Genomic DNA, 26,597 nt, shown 5'->3' with positions numbered 1-26,597 from the left:
ATATTAAAGGTATAGCCTTCTCCTGTATCTCTGTTGGATTTTTAATTCCATTTTTATTTAAAACCTCTACTAATGAGTCACTAATTCTAAGTTCTTTAAAATTCATATTTCCCTAGCCTTTCTTTAGCTTTTGCTAAATCTTAATGTATATCCTTTAAATGATACTATTAACCTTCTTTAAAAGCAATTTTTATTTATTATTCCCTATTTTTTTCTATGTAACCATTTATTCACTCCTTGTTAATATGCAAATCATATTATTTCTGTAAAATTTATCTACATATTAAAATTTTAGGAGGTAAATAATTTTGAATAAGAAAAAAACAATAATAGGAATTATAATTGCAGTAGTAGTAATTATTATAATTGCGGTAGCTGCTTTCTTTATAGCTGTTCCTTCTTCAAAAGCATTTAATGGAACTAAACCTATTTCATTTATTGTTAAAAAGAATGAAAAGGTTAATGATGTTCTAAATGGCTTATCAATGAATGGTACACTTAAAGACAGTACCTTTAAAGAACTTTACACAAATGTAACTGGAGAAAATTTTGATGTTACACCTGGGGTTTATACAATAAATCCAAATGTAACAACAAAACAACTTTTAACTGTTCTTAAAGAACAAAAAACTATAACTGTTGTTATTCCTGAAGGAGCAACTGTAACTAGCATAGCTAATATATTTGATACACTAGGTATGTTTACACAATCAGACTTCTTAAATGCAGTTAAAAACTATCCTTTACCAGAGTATATCAAGCCAATTAAAGGGCAAGAATATGCACTACAAGGATATCTTTTCCCAACAACATACCACTTTAACAAAGGTGAGTCTGCAAACGAAGTTATAAAAACTATGGTATTAAACTTTGTTACTAGCTTAGATAGAGCACAGGCTAATACAAAAGTTAAAATAACACCAGCTCAAATAAATACAGTATTAACTAGAGCATCTGTAATTCAAGCATTAGCAAAAACTAATGAAGACATAGACAATGCCTCAACACAATTAGTTAATGATTTAAAAAATAAACAACCAATTGGTATAGATAGCTTAGGAACTACACTTCCAACTGCTCCAATTTGTAATCCAAGTGAAAAAGCTATAGAAGCTTCACTTAAAACATTTAAATAAGAAATAGGCTCAGTATAAATTAACTACTGAGCCTATTTTTATTTAATTAATCTTTCATCTATTAATGAAATGATTTTATCTTCCTCTGCATCTTCATAATATCTAAAGTCTATTACTTTATCTAAAGTCTTTATTATAAAGTAATTTTCATTATTTACCTTATATCCACTATAGCTTCCTAACTCTTTAAATTCTAAATTTGCAGAAAATCCTTTTAATTCTTTTACTTTTCCATTAAAATAAAAATCTATTATCCATGGGTACTCACTTTCTATTATGTCATAACCTAAAACACTATCTGAATAAAAAATATAGCTTCCAAGCATTCCTTCGCTTTCATTTATACTAATCTCTTCTTTATCACTCTGTACTCCAAAATCCTCACTAGATAAATTTATTTCAACATTCTTTCCGATATCAGAAAATGCTATACTTGTTAAACCTACCACTATGATTATAAATGAAAATATCCCAGATACAATCATTATGGCTTGTTTTTTCTTTCCTTTCCATTTAGAAGCTATAAATAGAATAAGTATAGCTATAGCTACAATCCCTATGCTAGCTAACCCTAATTCCTTTGCAGATATAAAAAGCATTAGTAAAGCAGAAATATATAAAATAACAAAAACTTTATCCATAATTCTTTTTCTCTTAATTTTACTAATAGAAGAGTAGCTTATTTTTTCATCACTTTTCAAACCCTTTCTAGCTCTAATGAAAAATACTATATACCTTATAAAATCTACTATTATATTAATACCAACACCAATTACTACAACACCCATTATAACATTAACATTATTAGTTAATGTGTATGGATTCATATTTATAAACAATCCATTTATTGTTAAAAATCCTAGCCAGCATATTAAAAATGCTAACTTTAAAAACTCCTTAGCACTAATTTTAGCTATCTTTTTAAACTTTTCTTCTTCACTAATTTGTATAGGTTTTTCTTTTTCCTTTGAACAAAATACTAAAAAATCTCCCCATTCATAGATAAAATCCCAATTCTTTTCTCTATAAACCGCCTTAACCTTTCTAGCTTCCTCACTATCCTGCCATTTCATAAATCTATTTGGTATAAATTCAACAGAATAATGTAGCTCCTCAGGTTCACTTTTTCTAAACTTCATATATGTACCATATATACTTACTAACTTCCATCCCTCTAAAGCCTTTTCACTTAAATATTCCTCAATTCCCTCACAGTCAAAAGCATAAAACTTACATATCTCATATTTATTTTTCATCTCAAATCCCCCCAGTAATATTTTACCATCTAAATTATGTATATGTATATCCCCACTTTACTTTTTACCCTTCATAGATTAATATATCCTTAGAAGATTCTACAAATGAAAAGAGGTTAATTTTATGGAAAAGAAAAAAGAAAATTCAGAAGAAAAGGTAGCTGTTGAAGCACCAAAAAAGATTAAATATCAATGTTTACATACAGAAGAGGCTAGAGAATGTACTTGCCTTAGAAGTAAAGGCTTAGTATTAATGAAATAATCAAAAAAGCATCACCAAGAAAGTTAAAAACTTTACCTCGTGATGCTTTTTTTATATTTTTAAATATATAAATTTTATTTACCCTAATACTCTAAATTTTACTGCTTATAATTTCAAATACATTGTTGTCTTCAAAATCTTTTTTTATATTAGGACTTATAATTTCCTTAAGTCCCTCAACGCTAACCCATCTATAAGCTATATGTTCTTCTGAAAGACCAACTTCCCCACTTAAATACTTACATAAATACACAATTACAACCATTTGAGTATCTTCATCAGTTACTGTATTTTTTGCATATAAAGTTTCTAATATCTCAATCTTTATCCCTGTTTCCTCTAAAACTTCTCTTTTTAAAGCTTCATCAAGGCTTTCTCCAAACTCAATCTTTCCTCCAACAGCTTCCCAGCTTCCTGCTGCAATTTTATCTTGGAAAGACCTTCTAACAGTAAGTATCTTTCCATCCCTTAAAATAACGCCCTTCACAACTGCTTTAGTTTCCTTCATTTTCTATCTTCCTCCGTTCAAATTACATTTTCAATTATTTTTATTAAAGATGTATAAGACTTCTTCTCATTCTTATATTCTGATATAAACTTAAGCCATATCTTTTCTAAAAGTTCCTCAAAAGAAATTTTAATTCTATAGGCTTCATAAACCTCCAGTAATATAAGCTCTCCCTGTCTTATACTATCATTTTCCATAATAATCTCTATGTATTTATATTCTTCTTTATATATAACAACATCCTCAACACTATTCCCTTTTACAAGCCGTAAAGTTTTTTCAGTTTTCTTATAATTATTCTTCAACATCTTATATATCTCTTTTATATTATAGCTTTTCACTACATTTTTTACAAAATCTAAATAAAGACTCATCAAAAAATGCTCTATATAGAACTCCTCATCTAACTCTTTAGTTATATAGCTACATAATAATTCGGTTCTATAAAAATCCCCCTTAGGGATTCTTAGCTCAAGTTTTCTATTATATTTTCTTCCTCTAAAAATCCTTCTAAGTAAATCCATACACATACCTCAAAAATTTTTTTATTTTATGTATAAGCATATGAATACTTTTCTAAAATTATGTCAACAATCTAAATATTAATAATTAAGGAGTGATTTTTTTGAAGAAAAAAGAAAAAGATTTAATAAAAGCATTAAAGAAAAAAAATACTATAAAAATTACTAAAATTAAATAAGCAAGTATCTAAAAGAAAGCTCCCATACAAAACCTTTTTACTCTATCGTAGCTATCACCCATTCAATTTACCTTTTAGGGAGCAATAGATTATATATAAAGGACTGATTCACAGTCCTTATTTTTTTGCCTTAAATTTTAAAACTTTCCTTTACATAAATAAAGCAGTAAGATTCCAGAAACCTTACTGCTTTAGAAGTTTTTTCTTAATATCTCTTGTATTTATTTCATTTCCACCTAATGTATATGCCATAAGTGCTGACCCCATTGCAGGTCCAATCATAGCTTTTTGTATTATACAATCAATATCTGCTTCTTTTAAAAATCTTTTCAATGGCTCTAAAATAAGATTTTCAGCTCTAAATGCACCACCAGTGTATGAAACAATAAAGTTTTTCTCCATATTAAGCTTTTCTTTTAATGCCTTTATTAGAAGAAATATTTCATAAGCTGCATCTTCAAATATCTTTCTCGAAGCTATGCAACCTTCTTCTGCAGCTAATATCCCTATATCACATAGCTTTGCAAACTCTGTCATAGATAAATTATACTTATTAAATATTAAGTCTACCACACCATAATAATCATCTATTCCAACATCAGTTTCTAATATTTCTATTAATCTTGTTTCCTCTTTTCTTCCATCCTTCTGCTTAGTATATTCATTTACAAGCTTTATACCAATCCATTGGGCACTACCTTCATCACCAATAATCGGACCCCAACCGCCAACACGCTCTGACTCTCCTCTTTCATTCATTCCAAATGCAATACTCCCTGTACCTGATACTATATTAATTCCTGGTCTACATAAAGTTCCTGCTGCCCAGCTTGAAATACTATCATTATCAATTGCATAAGTAAATCCACTTAATATATCATGACAAGCATCTTCTACAATTTTCTTACTTCTTTCACTTTCTCCATACCCTTGAAATCCTAAAAAAATAAATGCTATTTCCTTCTTCTCTATTTCAGTTCGTTCTATAACTTCATTAATTCCACTCAATAATTCAGTCTTAAAAAAATTAATATCTATATGTTGAACATAAGTAATTCCTCTTCGTATTTCTAATATCTTTCTTAAATCTTTATCGATTAAAACGTATTTCGTTTTTCCCATATCCCCTGTTATACCCAAATAATACATCTATACTCCCCCCAATAAAGTATTCTCCTTTTATAATACTACATTTTTCCTTTTGTGTATAATATTATAATAAATGCATTTCTATATAAAACTAATATTTTATAATAAACCTCAGTGAAATTCTAAAAATAAATAGATTCTAAACTTCAAATAATATAAAAATAAATTTTGCTAAACTTCGTATTAACATATGTATTTAAATTTCACTTTAAGTATTACTTAATTTTATTACTTAAAATTTTATACTTTTCCAGACATTCAAAAAGGAACTATCTCTTTTGAGATAATTCCTCTTAATACTTAAAATTTAATCATTTGATTCTAACCCTCTTGCTTTTTCTTCCATTCTAATAGACATTTTAATAAATGGTAGGTACATAATTGTTGCTAAAATTAAGTTAAATCCACTTAACAATGCTCCACTAATGCTTCCTGTTGCTAAGAATCCTGATAAAATAGGTGGTGTTGTCCAAGGTATGTTTTGAACTATAACTGGATTTACAAGTCCAGTTGATAATGCTAAGTATGATATTACAGATAATACTATAGGTATTAATATAAATGGTATTGCAATGATTGGATTTAATACTACTGGTAACCCAAAGATTACTGGTTCATTTATATTAAATACTCCTGGTGGTAATGATAAAGATGTTATAGCTCCATATCTTTCTCTTGATTTCTTTCCTGCAATTAATATTGCAATAAGAATTCCAAGTGTAGCTCCAGCTCCTCCAAGCCATACAAAAGCTGAGAAGAATGGTCCTGTAATTACATTGTATCCTGATGTAGCTCCTTGCTCTGCAAGTTGCATATTTTCAGCCGATAATGAAGTAAATATAGGTAATGTTATACCATCAGTTACATTCATTCCATGAAGTCCTAAGGCCCATAACACACATACTACAAATGGATAGAATATTGCCGTTCCAATAGAATCAGTAACTGACTGAATTGGGGCTTGTATAACTTTAGTTATTAAATCTGGTAAATACTCTCCTGTGAAAGTTCTAAGTGCTAGTCCAACTCCAACTATGAAAATTAAAGCCACTATCCCTGGTAGCATAGTCTTAAAACTTCTAGCTACAGCTGGTGGAACCATATCTGGTAATTTTATTTCAAGCCATTTTACCTTAGTAAGATATCTTAAAACCTCAACTGTTATAAGTGCTATTATAATACCTGTAAATAATGCAGTTGCTCCAAAATTGCTAGCTGCAAGTCCTCCTGAAACCTCAATCGCCGCTCCACCATCTGCTGGTGTGAATAAAACAGTTTGCTTAGATAAAGCTAAGAAAGCTGCTGCTGAAACAAGTCCTCCCTCAAGTCCCTTATTTCCATATGAAGTCCATAATGAATGTGCTATTGCCATGCATGAGAACAATGCCATAAACGAAAATGCTCCCCATGATATATTTTGACACAACTCTGAAATTTGCATTCCAAATGAATTATTCTTTAAAAAATTTTGTACAAATGAAATTGGAATATTATTAACTAAGGTAGCAACAGATGCAACCATCGTTAATGCTATCATAGCTAAAAATCCATCTCTTATTGCAATTAAATGTCTTTGGTTTCCTATCTTAGAAACTTTAGGCATAACCTTCATTTCCATGAATTCGATTACATTATTCATTGAATCCCCTCTTTTCATCTTATAGTTCTTTAACATTTTTTCTCTGCTATGCCTTAATTTTATGTCGAATTTTGTAGAATGTCAACACTTTATTAATTTTTTGTACATATTTTATTCATTTTGTTGCTATTTTTTTCTTTAATTCATCTGTTAGTATAATTAAACCTATCACTTTCATGGCCTTATACTCTGATCTTCAAATATCTAATTTCTCTATCTAATAATCTAACTCTAAGATATACTTTTTCTTTCTATTACCAGCATAACTATCAATAAAAAGCTTTATACTAGCAGATTACCTATCTCCAAAATATTTATATTCCTCTCATCCCAAATTCACAAAAATAAATTTCATATCCTTATTTCGCTAAATAAAATTTTAAAACGAAATAATTCTTTCTAAAACTAAAAACTTGATTTACTTTAACTTTTAGTATTCAAGTTATATATCAAAAAAAGAAATGCCGAAAATCTCGGCATTTCTTCTATCTTTCTTTTAATTTACTATTTATGTTTTGTTTTATTTTAACAATTAAATTATATGCTGAATCAAATTTATTTTGTTTAGCAAGCTCTATTGCTTGTTGTATTTGATTTTGCACAGCTTCTCTATCTGTTGGTTTTAATTTAGATAAATTTATATTAGATAAGTCTGTAAGCTCTCCTCCAATATACTCTTTATCATAAGTAATAGCTTCACTCTTAAGTCCATTATACTTTGTTTCTATTTTCTCCATAGCTTTTACTGCTTTGAATTTTATTGCTTGCTCTGAGTCTCTAACATACTCTTCATAATCTTTTCTATATTTTCCTATTAATATTTCTGAATACTCTGTTTTAGTATTCTTATAATAAGCTTTAAAGTTGTCTGTAAGCTTTACCTCTCTGACTGTATTAAAAATAAGTCCAGCTAAAATCAATATTGCTACAATAACTGATATAACAATTTTCTTCATTAATATTCCCACCTTTAATCAACATATTATCTTAAAATTATCTTTTAAATATACATATAATTTATGTACTAGATATTCTTAAATTTAAAATTCTTTATTAATTTTTTACATTTATATATTTTTTATACCTATCAGTACTTATCTTTTAATTTCAAGTTTTTCTACTTAATCATATATTACATTTATATTTTTACTTACATCTCCATAATTATTTGTGTCTCTACAATCGTATCTATCTACGTAACTACAAACATATATGTTTACATCTATAACTACGTAATCATATATGTAAACATATATGTAATTATCTACATTTGTACTTATGTAAGTGTAAATGTAGATGTATATAATTACGTTTTTAGTTGTACATTTGTAAGTGTATCTGTATGTAATTACGCATTTGTTTTCGTTTGTGTTTACATATATATTTGTGCTTTCGTATACGTATACGGTGTTAGCTTTGTATGTGTTTGTAGTTACACTTATAGAATCGTCAATAGTAGTACATACGTATTTAACTGTGCTTGTATATATGTTGATCTATTACTTGCTACACTTTATCTTATAACTTCTGAAAGAAATAAATTTTAATTCTATAATCCTTTATTCACCAAACTATTTGGGTTATTTTAATAGGTTTAGTTTAGAAATTTTAATTCTATAATCTCCTATAAATGCTTATTTTATCTATATCATCATATTTGAAAACATTTTTGTAAACATAGTTGTAATCCTATATGTAAGTGTCCATATCTGTAAATATATATTGAACGATTTAATTACAATCTTTAGAACTTTCTTTAATTTATATATCTAACTATTGTTTCATTATTTATATACAATTTATATATATATAAGGTATGATAATTTTTATTAATCATCATACCTTATTGTTTTGTATCAACCTAATTAGTTGATATTATCTATATAAATTTAAATATTTTTTAGTTATTTAATCTTTAACTAATCCTAATACCTAAAGATTTTATTTTAAATAGTATTCATTTATAATTGTGTGTTAAATTCTTTCTAATATTATAAAATCTGCACCAGTTCCATTATCTTTTTTAAGAATTTTTTTTATTCTAAAACTATTAATTTCTTCTAAATATTTAAATATATTTCTATCTTTTATACTCGGAATTATTCTATTTTCCTCTGTAGTTAATTTAGTGTGTATTATCACAAAATAGTCTGCACATTCAAATATATCTTTAATAGTTTTCTTGAAATCATCTTCCTCAATAATATGATACAAAACATCTATACATACAACTAGTTGTGCACTATATTTTTTTGCTTCAAACTGTATTGGATTATAATCATAAAATTTTTTACTTGGATCATTTATAAATCTATGTCTACATATATTTGTAGCCGTATTTGATATATCAAATCCAATGTAGGTTGCATAATCCATTAAGCTTAGTTGATTTCCATCACCACATCCAAACTCTATTACTGTTTGAATATGATTCTCTTCTAAAAACTCATTTACTATTTGAGCTTTATATTCAGCAATTTCTCCATATGAACCTGGACCGGATGTTCCTCCTCGTTTATATATACTTTCCCAATATTCTTTATAATTAAATTCATCAAACATATAATAAATTCCTCCTTATATTCTTTATTATATCCTGTACTTTTTTCTCTGTTCCTTTCTTCTTGTACTTAAATTTTATTAGAGAAAATTTATATTTAATTATTTTTACAATACTTACAAAAATGTAATTATCAATGTTTACATTTTTGTTTGTCTCTAAGTCATTATATTTTTTATTTAGTAAATATTTTCAATTGTATTTATAGCTACATTTTTATTTGTATTAATGTTTACATTTATAATTACTTGTGACACTCCTTACAAATAGGGCATTAGAAGCTTATAACTACGACTATATTTTCCTTTAAAATTCTAAATATATTTTTAGTATTTTTACAAATATATATATCAATATTTATGTTTACACTTTTGTACGTATATATATTGATAGTATGTACGTACATTTATATTTACATTTTGTTTGTGTTTTCAATTGCTTTTTACAAGACTTACTGTTTCTCATAATTATATTTTTATATCCTATTTATGTTTTTTTCATAAAATAATATAAAATACTTTAAAAGGAGATTTCTATGGATACTAACTCATCTACAAATAAAACTAGTTTATTGAAAATTCATTGTTTCATAAAAGGAACTTATGTACCAATTTCTAATTGCAAAGTTATAATTTTGCAAAGTGATAGAAATTTTAATAATGGTTCTAGAGTATTTAAAGGCTTTACAAATAATGAAGGCTTTATTGATAACATATCTTTATCAGCACCTGATATAAGCCTTAGCTTTAAACCTAACAGTCTTCCATATGGTATTTATACTATTGGTATCAGTAAGGCTGGTTATAACAATTTAATCATAAAAGGTGTTCAAATTTTTCCTAATGTTAAGTCATGTCAATGTTGTCCATTGACAAAAACCTCAACTAAACCTATTACTGAAACTATAACTATAGACGAACATAAACAAGTTACTGGTTCTAACTCAAAAAAACAAAATGCTATCAGTAAAAATGACAAATATTATTGTGATCCAAATGTTATTGCTACTTTAATCAAAAAAAATCAAAAGAATACTAAAAATAAGCGTATTCTTAATAAAGTTGTAGTTCCTGCTACAATAACTGTACATGCTGGATCTCCATATGATAGCTCTGCACCTAACTATACGCTCCCATTTGTTGATTATATAAAGAATGTAGCTTCTAGCGAGCTTTATTCCACTTGGAATTCAAGCTGCCTAATGGCCAACATCTATTGTATTGTTTCTTTTGTATTAAATCGAATTTATACTGAATGGTATCCATCCCATGGTGATAATTTTGATATAACCAATGACACCGCTTATGATCAAGCCTTTGTTTATGGTAGAACAACTTATTCGTCAATTGATACCATTGTTGATAAGCAATTCTCATCCTTTATACAAATTCAAAATACTAACTATCCTATGTTTGCAGAATTCTGTAATGGAACAAGTGTAACGTGTCCTGGATGGCTTAGCCAATGGGGATCGCAGTATTTAGCACAGCAAGGCTATTATCCTTATGAGATTCTAACCTACTATTACGGTAGTGATATAAATCTAGTAGTTGCTCCTGATGTAGCTGACGATCCGCGTTCTTATCCTGGACGTCCTCTTATAATTGGGTCAACAGGTCCTAATGTGGTAAAAAAACAAAAGCAAATCAATCGTATTGCTCAAAACTTCCCTTTAATTCCTACATTAGCAACTGACGGAATTTTTGGACCACTAACTTCAAACTCAGTTAAAGTATATCAAGGAGTATTTAATTTACCTCAAACAGGCATAATTGACTATGCCACTTGGTATTCTATGTCTAGGGTATATACCTCTGTAATGAATTATAATGAACTTAACTCTTAAAATTTAAAACTCACTAAAAAAGACTCTATATAGTCCTTCTAGAAAGAAGTCCTATACAGAGTCTTTTTAACAAATCTTATTTTAAATTCTATTTTTAGCTCGTTGCTTTTTTTCTCTTAATTTTTTTCTTTTTTTTAAATTATTATCTCTAATTAATAACAGAATAAAAAATAGAATTGATAAAATTGATATAATTAAAAGTACATATGCAACAACTGTTGTCGCTATAATTTTCATAGAATTTATCTTTGGTATCACTTTATAATCTTTTGAATATTTTAACTCGTTAAATGTTACTTTAAGATTACTATCATTAAATATACAGTCCCATGCACTAATATTTTTTGGATCCATCCTTACTTTACTAAATTCATTATTTTCTGGATTATTATAATACATAATATTTTCTGCTAACGTCATTGGAACTTGAACTGTTTTTGTTGGTCCAAAGAATCCAAATAATTTATATGATAGAGTAGGGGTAAAAATCTTTGTTCCCGCAGCTTCATATACTTGTGGAGTTGCTACATTATACGAATAGTCCATTATTTTTTTCATATCACTATACATTTCAGGACTATTTAAAATATTAGCTGATTTCATAACTACACCAACAATAGTTTTTCCATTTCTGACATCAATATTAAATAAACAACTACCAGCTTCACCTGTATATCCAGTTTTTCCTGCAATATTTCCATCTAATCCTAAGTTACTATTTCTATTTTGTATAGTAATTGGTTTGTTGCTACCTTCAAAATAAATAGTAGCATTTTTAGTTCCCATAGTTTCTTTTGACCATTGTTCACTATAAGGCAATTGTCCAATTATAGCCAAATCATATGCTGTAGTGTAGTGGTCTATATTTTGAAGTCCATTAGGATTCATAAAATGCGTTCCGTCTAGTCCTAGCTTTTTCACTTCATCATTCATCATATTTACAAAATTTTGCTTATTTCCAGCTACATAATCTGCAATCATATATGCACTGTCATTTGCTGAATATAAAAGTAATGCATCCATAACATCTTTTGCAACCATTTTTTCACCCACGTATACAGGTCCAAAATTCTTTCCTAAAGAAAATGCCGGCTGCTCTTCTGCAGACTCAGTATATGGAATCAAATCATTAGGATTTGCATGCTTCGCAAACAGATAGGCTGTCATAAGTTTTGTTAAACTAGCTGGGTATCTTCTGGCATTAGCATCTTTTGAATAAATAACCTCATTTGAACCTAATACCATTGTTATTGCTGATTTTCCAACGATAGTAGGGAATACTGGCGTTTTAGCATCTTTTTTTAAACTTGTTTGAATTAACATATTTTCAGTTTCATTTCTATTGGTTTGGCCAAGTCCAAATACCAAAATTGAAGTCGAAACTAAGAATACTAAAAATACTACAATGTATTTTCCTTTTTTCATTTGTATTGCTCCTTTATTCTCTATATAATTTCAAAGCTTAAGATTATCCTAAAGTAGATTAAAAGCTATTCTAAGTATACCCAAAATTATAAGAGAAAAAAGATACAAAAATATTATTAATAAATATTTAAAATATAAACAAAAAATAAAAGCACTAACCAAACACCAGTACCTTGAAGAGTAGGAGAGGCCAGAAGGCCCTCACAAACATTAATATATAGATACTAAGTTTCAGTTGTATTTTATTATGCAGTTATTGTATTGTTTTCAGTTGTATTTTTATTTGAAGCTTTTATTTTTAAGTATTCTTTTATTAATAGAGTTTCAATTTGGCCAGTTTTCCACTCATTTAATAATTTAGATACTGCTTGTTGTGTAATATTCAAAAGTGTAGCTATTTCTTTTTGTTTCATTTTAGCTTCAGTTAGTTTTAAGATCATAGTTAAATTATGAAGCTTACTCATTTGTCTTTTAGTAAGACCATTATCTAGACGACAATTCTTTTTACTTTCAGCTTTATTCCATTCATTTCGATAATCTTTTGCACGTTTATTTTTCTCTTTAACAGAAATAATAGTTTTTAAAGAGTCCATCTCAGCTTCAGTAATCTCTAATAGTTTTATTAATTTCTTATTTGAATAAACATAACATCCATTTTCTCTAAAAAATTTACTCATTGGTACTTTTTGTGGAAGTCTAATGTATAAATCAAAAGTTTTTGCCCAACGTATGTATGCAGTTTCTGCACTTTTGGTCGCTTTTATTACCTCACTTTCAGAAAGAGGAATTTCAAATTGTGAGTTGAAATCCATAGTACTTTCTAATGCTTCTTTTTCATCTTTTATGAAAAGGCATGAGTAGTATCGGTATAAAAAAGTCATTAATTCTCTTGATCCATTACATTTCCCATTTCGTATTCTTTGAAGATTTAAAATGTCATTCATTCTAGAATAATGTAACGTATGCAAATTATATAAATTTATTTCTTTCGTATTAGAAATTTTGGTTTCCTTTTTTTTAGTTGATTTTCTTGCTTTTTCCCACTCACTTTTTTCAAGTGGAAGCTTAGGCAAAAACATATCAGCAAGATAAGGAATTGTATATCTTTGAATATTATTTTCTTTTTCAAATTCAAATTTAAACTTGAATTTAGTATTATAAACGATTCTAGATTTTCTTCCTGTTTTAGAATTAATAGTTCCAGGAAGTCTAAGTACATGAACCGCATCAGAACTTAGAGGATCTGCACCGTACTTTTCAAATTTTTTAACTAAGGAATCCTGTATTCTTTGCCAAATAGGTAATGCATTTTTAGTAGCACTTTGGATTAAATAGAATATATACATTCCATTTCCACTATCTACAAAGAAAGAAGGTTCAACATCTTTAAAATGACCATCTTTTCGCATAATCTGAATCATTTCTTCAGTTGTTTTTCCTCTGAATTTTTTTATTTTATAATAGTCAATATCTACCCAAAAAGAATGCAAATGCCTAATATTTTTTATTTGCCTAATTGGAGAGAGCATTGAATTAATAGATATATATACATCTTTAAAATCCATTAATTTCTCTATTTTTTCTATAAGTTTAAAGTTACTAATATGCCATTGTGAAAAAATTGAATTTTCATCTTTAACTCCAATAGCAGTGTAACCATCTTTATTATCTTTAATGCTTTGGATTTCTACTTTTGCATCTTCTATTTTCAAAGAAGAAATTAGAGGTGTGCTACTAGATACCAACGCATTTTTTATCATATTAAGGCTAGTTAAAGAAACTTCAGCCATAAAAAATACACCTCCTAAAATTTTAGGGGTGTTTCAATATAAGGGGGAATTATTTTTAAATAGACAATTTTATTATGAGATATTAAGGCTATTTAAGAAAAATAACCTCAAAAAATATAGACTTAACATATTTAATAAAATGACTCTATAATTCTACAACTATATTGAAACACTAAGTTTTATTTTTCGATAACTATGAGCCTGAGAAACTTTTATAGTTATCTTGTAAAAGATTATAACACTAAAATTCTCTAAGATGCAACAAAAATTAATAAAAAAATTTTTGGGTAAAATGTAGTATTTACAGGGGTTAAGAGTGGTTTTTACACAAATAAAACTGTAGTTAAAAATGTTTATTTTTATGTAAACATTTTTATTTACACAAACATTTTTATTTTTGTAAATGTACTTATCTATACATATGTTTACTAAAACTTTTACAGTTTTATTTATGTAAACATAGTTACAAATAAAAATATAAATAGTTATGTATTCCTTTTAGTCTACCTACTGAAAATACAAGGGTTGTAAGGATATTTTTGTAAAAAGAAATAAAAAATAAGCTTTATGAAAATAGTTTTAAACTTAATTATAGCTTAAAATACTTGACTAATTGGAAGATTAAACTTATAATTTAAATATAAAATATCGGTTATGAAACACTAAGTTTTAGGAAAAGATCTGGAGCCTGAGAAACTTTTAGGATTTTTTCTTTGGAGGCAAGCAATTAAATTTTTAGAATTTTTCTAGAAAATTAATTGCTTTTTCTATTTACAATATCTTTATTATGATATTACTTTTACAAAAAAATGGAGAAGAAAAGAAAAAAATATATACGAATATCTCCAAAGAGTATCTTTTAGAGGGGCTATTTTATATAAAAAAGGTATGGATAATCAAAAAACTGCAGCTTAAAACTAAATATAGGGGTATAAGCAGAAAATGAGAATGGTAACTTTGATAAAATAATTTAGAGTGAAAGAATTTCTACTATATAGATATTATTAAAAAAACAAAAATTATTTCGCTAAATGATAATTTAGCGAAATAATATATGAAATTATAAAAGAAAAGTAGCTTATATTTGAAAAGTATCTCCAAAATCTTAAAATTAAGTCTTTAATTAAGTTTTTAGACACTCGTAAGTCTTTATTATTAGTAAATAAAGACTTCATTTTTCAATATACTCTAAAATATTTTTATTAATTATGCTATTATGCTTGTTTAATCATCTTCTATGAAGAGATTCTTTTGGTGGTGCTCTTTTCGATTTATAAATAGCAGCTTTTGATAATACCTACATAAAAAGTTTTCTACTATATATAGGAAGCTTTTTTAGTTTATAGATAGTATTTTATAATATTTTCATTTTTATAAGTATAGATAAATGGAAGTATACTTTTATATAAGTAAGACTCTAAATTCAATTTAGTTAGTTTAATTTACAGCTAGTATAAACCAGTCTAAAGATTTGGTTAAAGTTGAAATTCGGTCTAAATCAAATTACTTATAATTTAAAAGGTAAGTTTAATTTTATTGATTATATCAATTTTCTTAATTTGAAATTAATATAGAGTAAACATTGATCAATACATAACATTTTTAGAATTTATACACTTTTTTAACATAAAATGGTTGCGATGAATTGATGGTTGAAGTATACTTATTATATAGTATAATATAACTTTTAAAGGGAGGCTTTAATATGGAGTCACTAAAATTATCACTACTTCTAATAAAAAGAGATATTAAAAGCTTTAGCTTCTATCTTTTTTCATCTATTATAAATTTTACGATTTTATTCGGAATTTTTAATATTGTATATGATCCGAACTTAGTCCAAAATTTATCTAGCGATCAACTTGTATTCTTATCTTCAAGTAATGTTTTAGTTATTGCAATCGTTATAACTATAGGCTATTACTCAAATAACTTTTTTATGGACAGACGGAAAAAGGAAATTGGAATTCAATTAGTTAGTGGATTAGGGCTTGGAAGTTTAGCTTTTGCTTCTGCAATGATTAATTTTCTGATTTCAGTTTTTTCAATGGCAATGGGATTTATTTTAGGTGTAATTTTATCTCCTGGAATAAATAATATTCTTTATTCTTTTTTAGGTTTAGAAAATAGTAGTTTTTCTATTACAGCAGATGGAGTTATCTCAGCCTTTACGATGATATTTATCAATGTAGTTTTATTAGGACTTTTAAATGTAGGTCTTGGATATAGAACTGAAATTTGTGATTTAGTTCGTTCAAAGTCTGGAACTTATAAAAAGAAAAAGAAATCAAAGTATGGAAATATATTTTTAGCATGCAATGCTATATTAACAGTAATATCATTTCTATTAATAATGACAACAGGAGATTTTAATGTTATCCCTATATTTGGGTCCCTTTGTGCAATATTACTATTCTTCTTTATTTACAAATGTTTACCAATATACTTTGGAAATTTAGGTTATAAAACTACTGATAAAATAAATTTAATAGTATTTAAAAACACTAAGCTTAATATTGAAAAAAATTTACCAAGCTTAGTTTCAATAATAATTATTTCAGGGTTTATGGCATTTACATTAAGTGAATATACTAGAACTCCTGAACTTGCAATAGCTTGTGCGGGTGTATCTATTTTGTTAATTTTCTTATTTGTAATTTGTACATTATATTCTTTTAATGCATTAGCTCTTTCTAAAGTTAGAAACTTTAAAATTTTAAATGCATTAGGATATGACAAAAAAGATAAAGAAAAAATAGTGTTAAAAGAAACATTTGTTTTTATTCTTTGTATTGGGATTTTCCCATTAGCACTTGGAACAATTTCACTTATAAAACTATGTCTTTTAAATGCTTTTAATATATATTTAGGAATATTTATTATTTGTGCATTTATATTTGCAATAATTATTGCTTATATAGGAAGCTATCTTATTTATAAAAAAGTAGTAGTAAATTAAAAGGGGGAAATTAAAATGAAGGAAATTATTGTAGTTGAAAATTTAAGTAAAGAATATATAATTGATTTTAAATATAAAATTGATGCGAAGGAAGGTAAACCTACAGTAGAAAAAAAGGTTGTTAAAGCCTTAGATAAGGTTAACTTCGAAATTGATGAAGGTGAATTTATTGCAATAATGGGTCCATCAGGTTCAGGGAAATCTACCTTTGTAAATATGATTTCTACTATTGATACTCCAAGTGGTGGAAAAGTAAAAATCAATGGGAAAAATGTACTTTCCTTAAGAACTGATGAACTTAGTAAATTAAGATATGAAACTATAGGTTTTGTATTTCAAGATTTTAACCTTTTAGATAATCTAACTATTTTTGAAAATATCTCTGTTCCATTAAAGCTTGCAGGTGTCTCTAAAGAACAAATATCAGAAAGAATTTCAGAATTAGCAAAGAAATTAATGATTTCTGAGCTTTTAGAAAAATATCCAAATGAATGTTCTGGAGGACAAATCCAAAGATGTTCTATTGCAAGAGCTTTAATAAATAATCCAAAGATAATTATAGCTGATGAACCTACTGGAAATCTTGATTCTGAAAACTCTAAAAATATTTTAAGACTTTTAAAAGAATTAAATGAAAGCTTAGGTATTACTGTTTTAATAGTTACACATGATCCATTAACAGCTAGTTATTCAAGAAAAGTAGTAAATTTAAGAGATGGGAAAATAGAAAAATCAATTACAAGAGATTCTGATACTCAAAGAGAATATTTTAATAGAATATTAGATTTAGTATCTGGTGATATCGATTTATAAAAAATAGATTATTTTCAAAATATATTTTATAGTGAATCTAAGAGAAAAGTCTAGATAAAAGAACCCAAGTAGAAAAATGAAATCAAAGTCTACTTGGGTTATTAATTTTAGTTTACTCAATTGAATTTTAGTATTCTGGAATTACTTGTATAAAATTGAATACATTTTATATAAGAATATTTTATTAAAGGAGGATTTATGAATTCATTAAAACTTTCACTACTGCTACTAAAAAGAGATAGAAAAAATTTTTTCTTTTATATGATAACATCTGTAATTACTTTTACAATTCTTTTTGCAATTTTTAATATTGTATATGATAAAGGCTTAATAGAGAATTTAAGTAAAAGTGACTACTCTTCCCTAGCAACAAATAATACCCTAGTTGTTTTTATTGTTATTATTATAGGATGTTATTCAAATGAATTTTTTATGGAAAGAAGAAAAAAAGAAATTGGAATACAATTAATTAGTGGTCTTGGAATTGGAGATTTAACTTTCTTTACAATTATGATTAACATGTTTATTTCAGGAGTTTCAGTAGTTCTTGGAATTTTTTTCGGATTAGGGTTATCTAAAATATTAAATGAATTTTTATATTCCCTTAGTGGAATTGGGAATGCTCATTTTAATGTGACCTTAGATGGAATTTTAACTTCATTTTCTATGGTTATAATAAATGTAGTTTTAATAGCACTTTTAAATATTGGTCTTGCTCATAGATTAGATGTCTGTGATTTAGTTCGCTCAAAGGCTGGAACGTATAGAGAAAAGAAAAAATCTAAAATTGGAAATATTTTTTTAATTTTAAATACAGTAGCTTTATTATCTTCAATTCTATTAATGTTGCAAACTAAAGATTATAATGTTATCTCGGTATTTGGATTTGTATGTATTATATTTTTATTCTTTTTCATTTTTAAAAGTCTTCCTAGAATTTTTGAGATTTTGGGAGTTAGGACAGTTAATAAAATAAATATAATAGTTTTTAAAAATACAAAGCTTAATCTTGAAAAAAATTTAGCCTCTCTCCTATCAATACTTTCAATTGTAGGATTTTTAATAGTTACATTATCAGGATATAAAGATAATCCATATTTATCAGTTGCTTGTGTTGGGTCAGGAATTTTATTAACTATACTTTATATTATTTGTACATTATACTCCTTCAATGCTTTGGCAGTTTCTAAAAAAAGAAACTTTAAAATTTTAAGTGCTTTAGGATATTTAGATGAGGATAAAAAGAAAATTATTTTTAAAGAAACTACTCTTTATATTTTATGTGTTTGCTTTTTACCAGTACTCCTTGCAATAATATCTATTTATAAATTATGGTCACTAAATATATTGAATATTTCTATTGGAATTTTTATTAGTTTTTGGCTTATATTTATTATTTTAATTTCTTATGCAGGTGGATATTTGATTTATAAAAATATAATTTTAGATTAAATTCTAAAGGACAAAGAAGGTCAGTAAATTTTAAAAATTACTGACCTTCTTTGCTCTTTAATTGAAATATAGAAACCCCCTTCAAAGAGACTTCTTTTTGAGTATTGTATTAAAACGAAGCTTATTTAAATTACCTAGAAATTCAGATTGAATTTTAAGCATCTAAATTCATATTAATTATAAATAGAAATTCTGAATTGTTTTATCTTTCATATCATCAGTAATTCCAATATATCTTAAAGTTATACTTGGAGCTGAGTGATTAAAGATATCTTGAAGAATTGCAATATCTTTAAATTGATTGTAATGAAAATATCCAAAAGTCTTTCTCATTGTATGAGTTCCTATTTCTTCTAATCCGATATCCTTAGCAGCTTTGTTAAGAATACGATAAGCTTGGATTCTACTAATAGAACCATCACCCTTTTTGGAAGAAAATAAAAATTCAAAATCGTTCATTCCATAAATATATCTATCTAAATCCATTTTCAGATTTTGATTTATGTAAAATCGCTTACTCTTTTTTGTTTTCTTTTCAACTATGGATATATGACTTTTATTTCTTACATCCCCTACTCTAAGATTTAATATATCAGATACTCTTAGCCCAGTGTTTATGCCAGTTGTGAACAATAAATAATTTCTAAATCCAGTTTTTAAAAGTTCTCTTTTCATACTTTCTATTTTATCTCTATCCCTAATTGGTTGTACAAATTTCATAATGGTCTCCCCTTCGTCTTTAAATTTTATTGTTTTTTATATTAATTTCTAAAAATAGCTTTTCAAAGCTGACTACTTTAAAAAAATCTTTTATTAATCAAAAGCTCTAATATATAAAATAATTTTGTTATAAGCTTGGATAATACTCTAAAATCCACTTAAAATGGCTTAAAATTTATGTTACTTTTTATGTAACCTATACTTATATTATGTTACATAGATTGAAATTTGTAAAGAGTTTTTTTCTATCTTAGCCCTTTGTTTAAGCCATTTATAAGATATTCGCTCTAATGTAACACAATATTTATTGTGTTACATTAGATTTTGAGTAATTTTAATAAGGAAATTACTCAAAATAAACCTTGTATTTAAAATGAAAAACTTTGAATTTTAAATTCTATTTTAATCCAAATTTTCATATATTATTTTGAGGGAGTATATAATTAATATTATGTAATTTCAACTTGGTATTTTAGGAGTATTTTTATGAAGAGTGAAGAGTTTATTGAGTATGGAGGAATATCCTCTTTTAATAAAAAGAATGATAAGATTTTTTTAATTGAATTCTCAGAAAGGTTTATATTAAATTCTAGTATTACAGAAATAACTAAAATAAATGGCGGTTGTGGTATGGAGTATTTTTCAAAAGAAAGTTTAAAAACTAATTTCTGTGTTTTTAAGGTGAATACTACAATAGAATGTATTAAAGATTTAGAAAACTTTTCTCTTTCAATTATAGAATTTGAAAACTACTTCTCTTCTCTTTTTACCTTTAAAAAAGATCATACCAAGGAGAATTTTAAGGTGTACATAAAAAACATTAAAGGAAAACTTTTATCTAATAAAGAAATTTTAATTTTTTATAATTTATTGGTAGATTTTAATTGAGTGATTATTTATTTAGTTTAAAAGGTTTCTTAGATAAAGATAAGTTGAAAGAAATAAATTCTGCAAACTTACATTTTAAAGAGGTTCCTTTCTGTGTAAAAGTTAACTTTCCCTTTAATGATATACATCAAGTTGAGGCTATAATAAAATGTAATGATAAGAAAAAAACTCCGATTTATTCGGGAAATATATTCTCTTTTTCTGGTATTCTTAAGATAACATTTTTACTTAGTGAAGAAGAATCTTCTCAGTCTAAAATTATATCTACAACAGAAGCGTTTACTTTCTCAGTGCCTATTAATGACCCTTTTGAAATAACTGAAATCGACGCTTTTGATATAAATTTTATTACAATAAGCAATACAATAAAGGGTTCACTTAGTCTATTATTATTTAATGGTGAAAAAGTAGGAATATCAGGAAAAAGAGAAGTGAATTTATCATCATTAGATTCTATTGACACTTTATTTCTTTAATTTTTTTATAGGAGTATTTATGTATGAGACATCTTTATGACTTTTTATCACCATTTCTTTCTTTTGATGAAGGGGGAAAATTTGCAAATGATATTTTAAAGGTTTTATCAGAGGAATTTAAAATTAATCTTTTACTAGATAAATTTTTTGATAAAAATAAATTACAGAGAAATTTAAATTTATTGGGAAATAATAAGAGTTTTAGCCTATCTATAAATAGAAATAAGGAAAATTTAGATGAAATTTTAAAACTTATAAAAGAAGAAGCTTTTGACAGCTTTACATGCTTTAATAATGGATTATCTATTCCTAAAGAGATAACTGTGAAGTATTATATTTTCCTATTTTCTATTTTTCCTTTATATGAGGATGATATAAAAAATAAAAAATATAAGGAGCGATTTTTAAAATATGTACCTCAAAAAATTAATAACTCAGCTAAGACTATAGTTTTTTCTAATGTTCACTTAAATTTAGCAAGTTCTTTTGGTATTGAAAAGAGAAGGCTTCTTGTGACATATCCTTTTGTTAAAAGCATTTATAAACCCTTAGATAAGGCTTTAGCTATTTCATATACTAAATCACGCTTTAATATAGATACCCCTTATATATTTGCTTCTGGAGCTATTAACGAGGGCTTTAATTTAATAAAGCTCTTAAACTACTTTAAGAGATTCAAAGAAAACTATAGTGATACTAAGCTTGTAATCTATATAACAAGCATTAAAGCTGAATTTCAGGAGATGATAGAGTCTGAAAATATTATTATTCTTCAAAATTTAACAGAACAAGATGAGGTTAATCTTTTTAATGGAGCTATCTCTTTTGTAGATTTTTCGAGCCAATATCTTTTTAATTTGAATAAAATCAAGGCGCTTTTTACAAAAACAGCTTTAGTTACAGATTTAACTCCTTTAAATTTAGAGTATTTTGAGGATTTTCCTATATATGAATTAGATACTGCATTAGATAAAGAATTAATAAATCACAAATGCGAAAATTTAGATTTAGATACTATAGAGCAAATTAAAGAAAAATTTTCTAGTAATAGAACAAAGGAAGTTCTTATAGATATATATAAAGGAGATGGAATTTATGAATAGTTTAGAAGTGTTTGGAACAAATCCTTTTGATGAAAGTTTACTGACTCCATTAAATAAAACTGTAACAAAGGATATTAATCTTTTTGTTGATGAAGAAATTTTAGATATAAATAAAATTTATGTTCATGCTAAAGGTGAATTTGTTAAAGGAATATTTGAAACACCACTTGGAAATGTTTGTTTTATAGATGGATTATTAAAGGTAAGATTAGAGTATTTAACTGTAGAGAATAGAGTATCTATGAAGGATTTCTCTTTAGCTTTTTCGGAAGAAGTGGATTTGAAAAATTTGATTACAAAAGATACGTGTAATAATGTTGATATAGATGTTAATGTAGAGGTTAATAATTTATTTTATAAGCTTTTAAATAAAAATAGTATTTTTTTATCAGCATTTCTAACATTATCATTAGAAATTGTTTAGGAGTATATTGATGGAAATAAGAGAATATCATGAAATAAAAAGATATATGTTTTATGAAGCTGTAAATAATAAATTTCATTTGAATAAAGGTGTAAATTCTGCTAAAGTTGATATAGAGATATGTACATCCATTAAATCAAGAATTTCTGGAAGAGTTGTTTTTAAAGACAATATACCAGCTGAAAATATGTTAGTTAAACTTACATATTTCTTTAATGGAAAGGAATATACATATCAAAAGGTAACAAATAGTGATGGAGTATATGAATTTTTTATCTCGGAATATGTTCCAAATAATTTTAAAATTTATGTATATAAAAACAATATTTCTTCATAGAATATTATAAAAACATAAAATAAAAAAGAGAGAACAACATATTCTCTCCTTAAAGTTAGCTATAATTAAAAAATTATTTCTCAATTTCTAGGTTGTCTAGTGCTTGGTCAAGTAGCAGTTGAACAAGTTTTGATTTACCTATGCCTGACATCTTTGAGACCTTCTCTATTTTTCTAATAGTTTCTTGCTTTAGATAATAGGTAGCTCTTCTTGGTGCTTCAGGCTTTTCTCTTTTTTTAATTTTAATTTTAATAGAGCCTTCTTTGTTTGTTGTTATAACGTCATCATCTTCAAAAAAATCTAATTCTATATCATCCTCATCATCTAGATAATCATCATCCTCTTCAATTACTTCAACAACACGTTTCTTTTTAGTAGGCTTTTTTTTCTTTACAGGTTTTTTCTCTATAACTTCTTCTTCTTCTTCAATCTCTTCCTCTTCGGATAATGAAGCGATTTCTTCAACTGGAGATTCCTCTTTAACTTTTTCCTTTTCTTCAGTTTTTAAAGCTTTAGAAGATATATCTATAGATTCATCTATTATAGGTATCTCTTTTTCTACAGCTGAAATTTGAACTTTATCTAAGATCTCAATTTCCTTATCTTTTGCATTGTCTTTGATATCTATAACTTCAGTATTAATCTCATTGTTAGTTTCTACTTTTTGGTCACTTTGCTTTTCTGCTTTTTGTCTTTTAGCTTGCATTTGAGCTTTTAGCATTTCAAAGTTTTGATTAATATCCTTTTTAGCTTTAGACAACGCGTTCCACCAACCTTTCAAGAACCTTGAAAAATTGTCCAGCAGATTCATCGTCATATTCAAAAACGGTTTTACCCATCTTTCCAGCTTCGGTTATTTTAACTCTTCTGTTGATTGGATCAGTTACAAGCCCTTCATCTCCAAAGAACTCATGTAAAAACATTAAGTTTTCCTTAGCATCACGTGTTCTTTTATCGTACATGTTTGGAATAATAAGGGATATTTTATCTGGTGTTAATCTAAGGTCAGATAAATATTCATAAATACTTCCACAAGCACGAACAGCAGCAGCTTCAACTTGAACTGGCATAATTATATTATCAACATAACATAAAACAGCATCATTAACCTTTGTTCTTTGAGGTCCACAATCAACTATTACATAATCGTAATCTAGATTTTCTAATCCCTTTAGCTTTTCATTTAAAACTAAATCAATTCTAGCCTCTCTATAGAATTCAGAGTTGATTTCTTCAATATGTGAGTTAGGAAGAAGGTCTAATCCCTCTCTTGCTTCAATAATACAATCTTCAACATTTACATTTCCACGTCTATTTATTAAATCAAAGAATGTCTTTTTATAATCTGTTTCATGAACACCTAAAAACAAACTTGAATCATTTTGACCATCTAAATCTAATAAGATTACTTTAAACCCAAGTTTAGCTAATCCATGAGAAAGTTGAACAGCAACAGTACTTTTTCCAACTCCACCTTTATTATTAAGAACTGCTATCTTCTTCATTTTTCTCCCCCCTTTGAATTCTTATTAATAATGTTATTTAAGATATCTAGCCTAGCTTTGCCTAATATCTGCTTTGGTTTTTGGGCGATTTCACTGCCCTTGTAAAATTTAGTTTTATTTGCTTCAATTACAGAAAAAATCTTTTCCTCTAATTCTGAATCTTGAACTTTATTTTGAAAATAAGCATCTATATAATCTCTTAGAGCGTACCCAAGTTCTAATTGATTTTTATAATAAAGCCTTATATCACTTTTCTGCATGTTTATATCTACTCCTCTCGAAGACTTAAGGACCTTCATTTCACTAAAATTTATATCTAAAATTAACTTCCTTTTACCTTATTTTATACTAAAATCATCTTAGATTCAAATAAAAATTAAATAAAATTTATAACAAATTAAACTATTTTTATACATTCTTTATACTACGCTTCACTTTTATCTATACATATTTTATTCTAAACTCTTATTTTAAGGGGGATTTCGATAATTTTTGCATTACTTTTTTTTAGTAGATTTTAAAGTTTTATATTTTTTTCAAAAGTTAATACCATTTAGAAAATCTAAACATATAATGATAATGTAATTTTGTAGTAATTTTTAAGTGCTAACTTTTTATCAATTATAAAGGAGAGATATATTTTGAAATCTATTACACGTGATTTAGTAGAATATTCAGGAATAGATGATTGCCTTCCATTAGACGTAGACAGTTTTAAACAAATCAATGTTGAGGGAGAAGTATGTATTCCAGTTCAAAAACCAGATATGGAGCAACTTTGCAAGGTTCATGCAGTAGCAACTATTAAAAACACTAGAGTTATTAAGACTCCTAAAGGTATTTCATTAGAAGGATTTAAGCTTACAGGACATAAACTTATAGTAGAAGGAAATATTCATTATAAAGTTCAGTATGTTGCTTTAGAAGAAACACAATCAGTACATTTAGCACATTTTGATGTGCCATTTATGAATTTTATTGTTTTACCAGAAGATTATATGCCATCTACAATTTTAGCACCATCAGCTTTTGTAGAAGATATCTATGCACACCCTATAAACGAGAGATGCATGTTTTTAAATGCAACATTACTTCTTACAGCTGAAGTATGTTAAAAGGAGGTAGAAATTAGATGTTAAATTGCAATTCAATCGATAATAGCATAACAGGCTCTGGAATTTCAGAACACTTACCAGAGTATGTAAATTACTTTACAGAGGTTTCAGTTACAGAAACTTTAAAAATTCCATGTCAAAAACCAGATATGGAAAAACTTTTATCAGTTTTAGTTTCAGCAGATGTTGTATCAGCAAGACTTGTGGAAACACCTATTGCTAAATCATACGAAGGACAAAATCTTTCAGGTCATAAGCTTATAGTTGAGGTTAGACTTAGAGAAAAAATTAAATATGTTGCAGATAAACCTTATCAATCAGTTCATGCAGCACATTACGATGACACTATGAAATCAGTTTTTGTTGTAGTTCCAACTGAATTAAATGGTCAAAGAATTTGTGACCTTATAAGAAAGAAAAAATATTCAGTTACTCCTTACATTGAGGATGTTTACGCTATAAAACAAGACTGTAGGACGGTATATAAATGTGTTACTATGCTTGTTGATGTTAAATTCTTTTAAATATAAAACC

General features: G+C 26.6%; 26 protein-coding genes. 13 read left to right on the top strand and 13 right to left on the bottom strand.

Features of this window, described 5'->3' with window-relative positions:
• Positions 1-308 precede the first annotated feature (308 nt).
• Positions 309-1,136, top strand: a complete 828-nt coding sequence (locus ACRC28_RS17565; protein ID WP_438544750.1) for an endolytic transglycosylase MltG — start codon at positions 309-311, stop codon at positions 1,134-1,136.
• Between the two features lie 38 nt (positions 1,137-1,174).
• Here ACRC28_RS17565 and ACRC28_RS17560 read toward each other — a convergent pair whose 3' ends face one another.
• Positions 1,175-2,392, bottom strand: a complete 1,218-nt coding sequence (locus ACRC28_RS17560; RefSeq protein ID WP_438544749.1) for a DUF2812 domain-containing protein — start codon at positions 2,390-2,392, stop codon at positions 1,175-1,177.
• Between the two features lie 124 nt (positions 2,393-2,516).
• Between ACRC28_RS17560 and ACRC28_RS17555 the strand changes: the two genes are divergently transcribed.
• Entirely contained in the window at positions 2,517-2,654 is a 138-nt protein-coding gene (locus tag ACRC28_RS17555; protein ID WP_438544748.1) for a hypothetical protein, read from the top strand.
• A 91-nt stretch (positions 2,655-2,745) separates the two neighbouring features.
• On the opposite strand, the gene ACRC28_RS17550 is transcribed toward ACRC28_RS17555, so the two are convergent.
• From ACRC28_RS17550 to ACRC28_RS17525, 6 genes are all read right to left on the bottom strand, one after another.
• Positions 2,746-3,162, bottom strand: a complete 417-nt coding sequence (locus ACRC28_RS17550; protein WP_438544747.1) for an NUDIX hydrolase — start codon at positions 3,160-3,162, stop codon at positions 2,746-2,748.
• Positions 3,163-3,179: 17 nt separating this feature from the next.
• Positions 3,180-3,686, bottom strand: a complete 507-nt coding sequence (locus tag ACRC28_RS17545; RefSeq protein ID WP_438544746.1) for a hypothetical protein — start codon at positions 3,684-3,686, stop codon at positions 3,180-3,182.
• Between the two features lie 359 nt (positions 3,687-4,045).
• Positions 4,046-5,011, bottom strand: a complete 966-nt coding sequence (locus ACRC28_RS17540) for an N-acetylglucosamine kinase (protein ID WP_438544745.1) — start codon at positions 5,009-5,011, stop codon at positions 4,046-4,048.
• A gap of 307 nt (positions 5,012-5,318) precedes the next feature.
• Entirely contained in the window at positions 5,319-6,650 is a 1,332-nt protein-coding gene (locus ACRC28_RS17535; RefSeq protein ID WP_438544744.1) for a PTS sugar transporter subunit IIC, read from the bottom strand.
• A 485-nt stretch (positions 6,651-7,135) separates the two neighbouring features.
• On the bottom strand, positions 7,136-7,606 hold the full coding sequence (locus ACRC28_RS17530) for a hypothetical protein (protein ID WP_438544743.1): 471 nt from the start codon (positions 7,604-7,606) through the stop codon (positions 7,136-7,138).
• Between the two features lie 1,018 nt (positions 7,607-8,624).
• A complete protein-coding gene (locus tag ACRC28_RS17525; protein ID WP_438544742.1) occupies positions 8,625-9,212 on the bottom strand; it encodes a methyltransferase domain-containing protein in 588 nt (195 codons plus the stop codon).
• 533 nt (positions 9,213-9,745) lie between these two features.
• Here ACRC28_RS17525 and ACRC28_RS17520 point away from each other — a divergent pair.
• The gene (locus tag ACRC28_RS17520; RefSeq protein WP_438544741.1) at positions 9,746-11,056 is read left to right on the top strand and encodes a peptidoglycan-binding protein; all 1,311 of its coding nucleotides are present in this window, start codon (positions 9,746-9,748) and stop codon (positions 11,054-11,056) included.
• An 81-nt stretch (positions 11,057-11,137) separates the two neighbouring features.
• Here ACRC28_RS17520 and ACRC28_RS17515 read toward each other — a convergent pair whose 3' ends face one another.
• Both ACRC28_RS17515 and ACRC28_RS17510 read right to left on the bottom strand, forming a co-directional pair.
• Positions 11,138-12,481 (bottom strand): D-alanyl-D-alanine carboxypeptidase family protein, encoded by a 1,344-nt coding sequence (locus ACRC28_RS17515; RefSeq protein WP_438544740.1) that lies wholly within the window; start codon positions 12,479-12,481, stop codon positions 11,138-11,140.
• Positions 12,482-12,726: 245 nt separating this feature from the next.
• Positions 12,727-14,271, bottom strand: coding sequence for a hypothetical protein (locus ACRC28_RS17510; protein WP_438544739.1), 1,545 nt, complete (start codon positions 14,269-14,271; stop codon positions 12,727-12,729).
• Between the two features lie 1,705 nt (positions 14,272-15,976).
• Between ACRC28_RS17510 and ACRC28_RS17505 the strand changes: the two genes are divergently transcribed.
• The 3 genes from ACRC28_RS17505 to ACRC28_RS17495 all read left to right on the top strand — a co-directional run bounded on the left by ACRC28_RS17505 (position 15,977) and on the right by ACRC28_RS17495 (position 19,495).
• Positions 15,977-17,230, top strand: a complete 1,254-nt coding sequence (locus tag ACRC28_RS17505; RefSeq protein WP_438544738.1) for an FtsX-like permease family protein — start codon at positions 15,977-15,979, stop codon at positions 17,228-17,230.
• Between the two features lie 15 nt (positions 17,231-17,245).
• Entirely contained in the window at positions 17,246-18,043 is a 798-nt protein-coding gene (locus ACRC28_RS17500; RefSeq protein WP_438544737.1) for an ABC transporter ATP-binding protein, read from the top strand.
• A gap of 198 nt (positions 18,044-18,241) precedes the next feature.
• Complete coding sequence (locus ACRC28_RS17495; protein WP_438544736.1) at positions 18,242-19,495, top strand: FtsX-like permease family protein; 1,254 nt, start codon at positions 18,242-18,244, stop codon at positions 19,493-19,495.
• A 177-nt stretch (positions 19,496-19,672) separates the two neighbouring features.
• Here the strand turns inward: ACRC28_RS17495 and ACRC28_RS17490 are convergent, their stop codons facing one another.
• Positions 19,673-20,215, bottom strand: a complete 543-nt coding sequence (locus tag ACRC28_RS17490) for a site-specific integrase (protein ID WP_438544735.1) — start codon at positions 20,213-20,215, stop codon at positions 19,673-19,675.
• Positions 20,216-20,701: 486 nt separating this feature from the next.
• Between ACRC28_RS17490 and ACRC28_RS17485 the strand changes: the two genes are divergently transcribed.
• From ACRC28_RS17485 to ACRC28_RS17465, 5 genes are read left to right on the top strand one after another with little or no spacing between them, the layout of a single operon-like run.
• Positions 20,702-21,103, top strand: a complete 402-nt coding sequence (locus ACRC28_RS17485) for a hypothetical protein (protein ID WP_438544734.1) — start codon at positions 20,702-20,704, stop codon at positions 21,101-21,103.
• Positions 21,100-21,579, top strand: a complete 480-nt coding sequence (locus tag ACRC28_RS17480) for a hypothetical protein (RefSeq protein WP_438544733.1) — start codon at positions 21,100-21,102, stop codon at positions 21,577-21,579. The genes ACRC28_RS17485 and ACRC28_RS17480 overlap by 4 nt, the downstream gene beginning before the upstream one ends.
• Positions 21,580-21,602: 23 nt before the next feature.
• Positions 21,603-22,682, top strand: coding sequence for a hypothetical protein (locus tag ACRC28_RS17475; protein ID WP_438544732.1), 1,080 nt, complete (start codon positions 21,603-21,605; stop codon positions 22,680-22,682).
• The gene (locus tag ACRC28_RS17470; protein WP_438544731.1) at positions 22,675-23,106 is read left to right on the top strand and encodes a hypothetical protein; all 432 of its coding nucleotides are present in this window, start codon (positions 22,675-22,677) and stop codon (positions 23,104-23,106) included. The genes ACRC28_RS17475 and ACRC28_RS17470 overlap by 8 nt, the downstream gene beginning before the upstream one ends.
• Before the next feature lie 10 nt (positions 23,107-23,116).
• Complete coding sequence (locus ACRC28_RS17465; RefSeq protein ID WP_438544730.1) at positions 23,117-23,443, top strand: hypothetical protein; 327 nt, start codon at positions 23,117-23,119, stop codon at positions 23,441-23,443.
• Positions 23,444-23,516: 73 nt separating this feature from the next.
• Here ACRC28_RS17465 and ACRC28_RS17460 read toward each other — a convergent pair whose 3' ends face one another.
• The 3 genes from ACRC28_RS17460 to ACRC28_RS17450 are packed head-to-tail and all read right to left on the bottom strand — an operon-like array spanning position 23,517 to position 25,208.
• Entirely contained in the window at positions 23,517-24,203 is a 687-nt protein-coding gene (locus tag ACRC28_RS17460) for a hypothetical protein (RefSeq protein ID WP_438544729.1), read from the bottom strand.
• Positions 24,196-24,948 carry a ParA family protein gene (locus ACRC28_RS17455; RefSeq protein ID WP_438544728.1) on the bottom strand — a complete coding sequence of 251 codons (753 nt, stop codon included), beginning with the start codon at positions 24,946-24,948 and terminating at the stop codon, positions 24,196-24,198. Before ACRC28_RS17455 ends, ACRC28_RS17460 begins: the two co-directional genes overlap by 8 nt.
• Positions 24,945-25,208, bottom strand: coding sequence for a TIGR04540 family protein (locus tag ACRC28_RS17450; protein WP_438544727.1), 264 nt, complete (start codon positions 25,206-25,208; stop codon positions 24,945-24,947). Before ACRC28_RS17450 ends, ACRC28_RS17455 begins: the two co-directional genes overlap by 4 nt.
• A 381-nt stretch (positions 25,209-25,589) precedes the next feature.
• Between ACRC28_RS17450 and ACRC28_RS17445 the strand changes: the two genes are divergently transcribed.
• Both ACRC28_RS17445 and ACRC28_RS17440 read left to right on the top strand, forming a co-directional pair.
• The gene (locus tag ACRC28_RS17445; protein WP_438544726.1) at positions 25,590-26,063 is read left to right on the top strand and encodes a DUF3794 domain-containing protein; all 474 of its coding nucleotides are present in this window, start codon (positions 25,590-25,592) and stop codon (positions 26,061-26,063) included.
• A gap of 17 nt (positions 26,064-26,080) precedes the next feature.
• On the top strand, positions 26,081-26,587 hold the full coding sequence (locus tag ACRC28_RS17440; RefSeq protein WP_438544725.1) for a hypothetical protein: 507 nt from the start codon (positions 26,081-26,083) through the stop codon (positions 26,585-26,587).
• The last annotated feature ends 10 nt before the right edge of the window (positions 26,588-26,597 follow it).

This window comes from Clostridium sp. (genome assembly GCF_051650885.1).
Classification (GTDB): domain Bacteria; phylum Bacillota; class Clostridia; order Clostridiales; family Clostridiaceae; genus Clostridium.
Note: the sequence above shows the minus strand (reverse complement) of the source record. Positions and strands in the feature narration are given on the sequence as shown.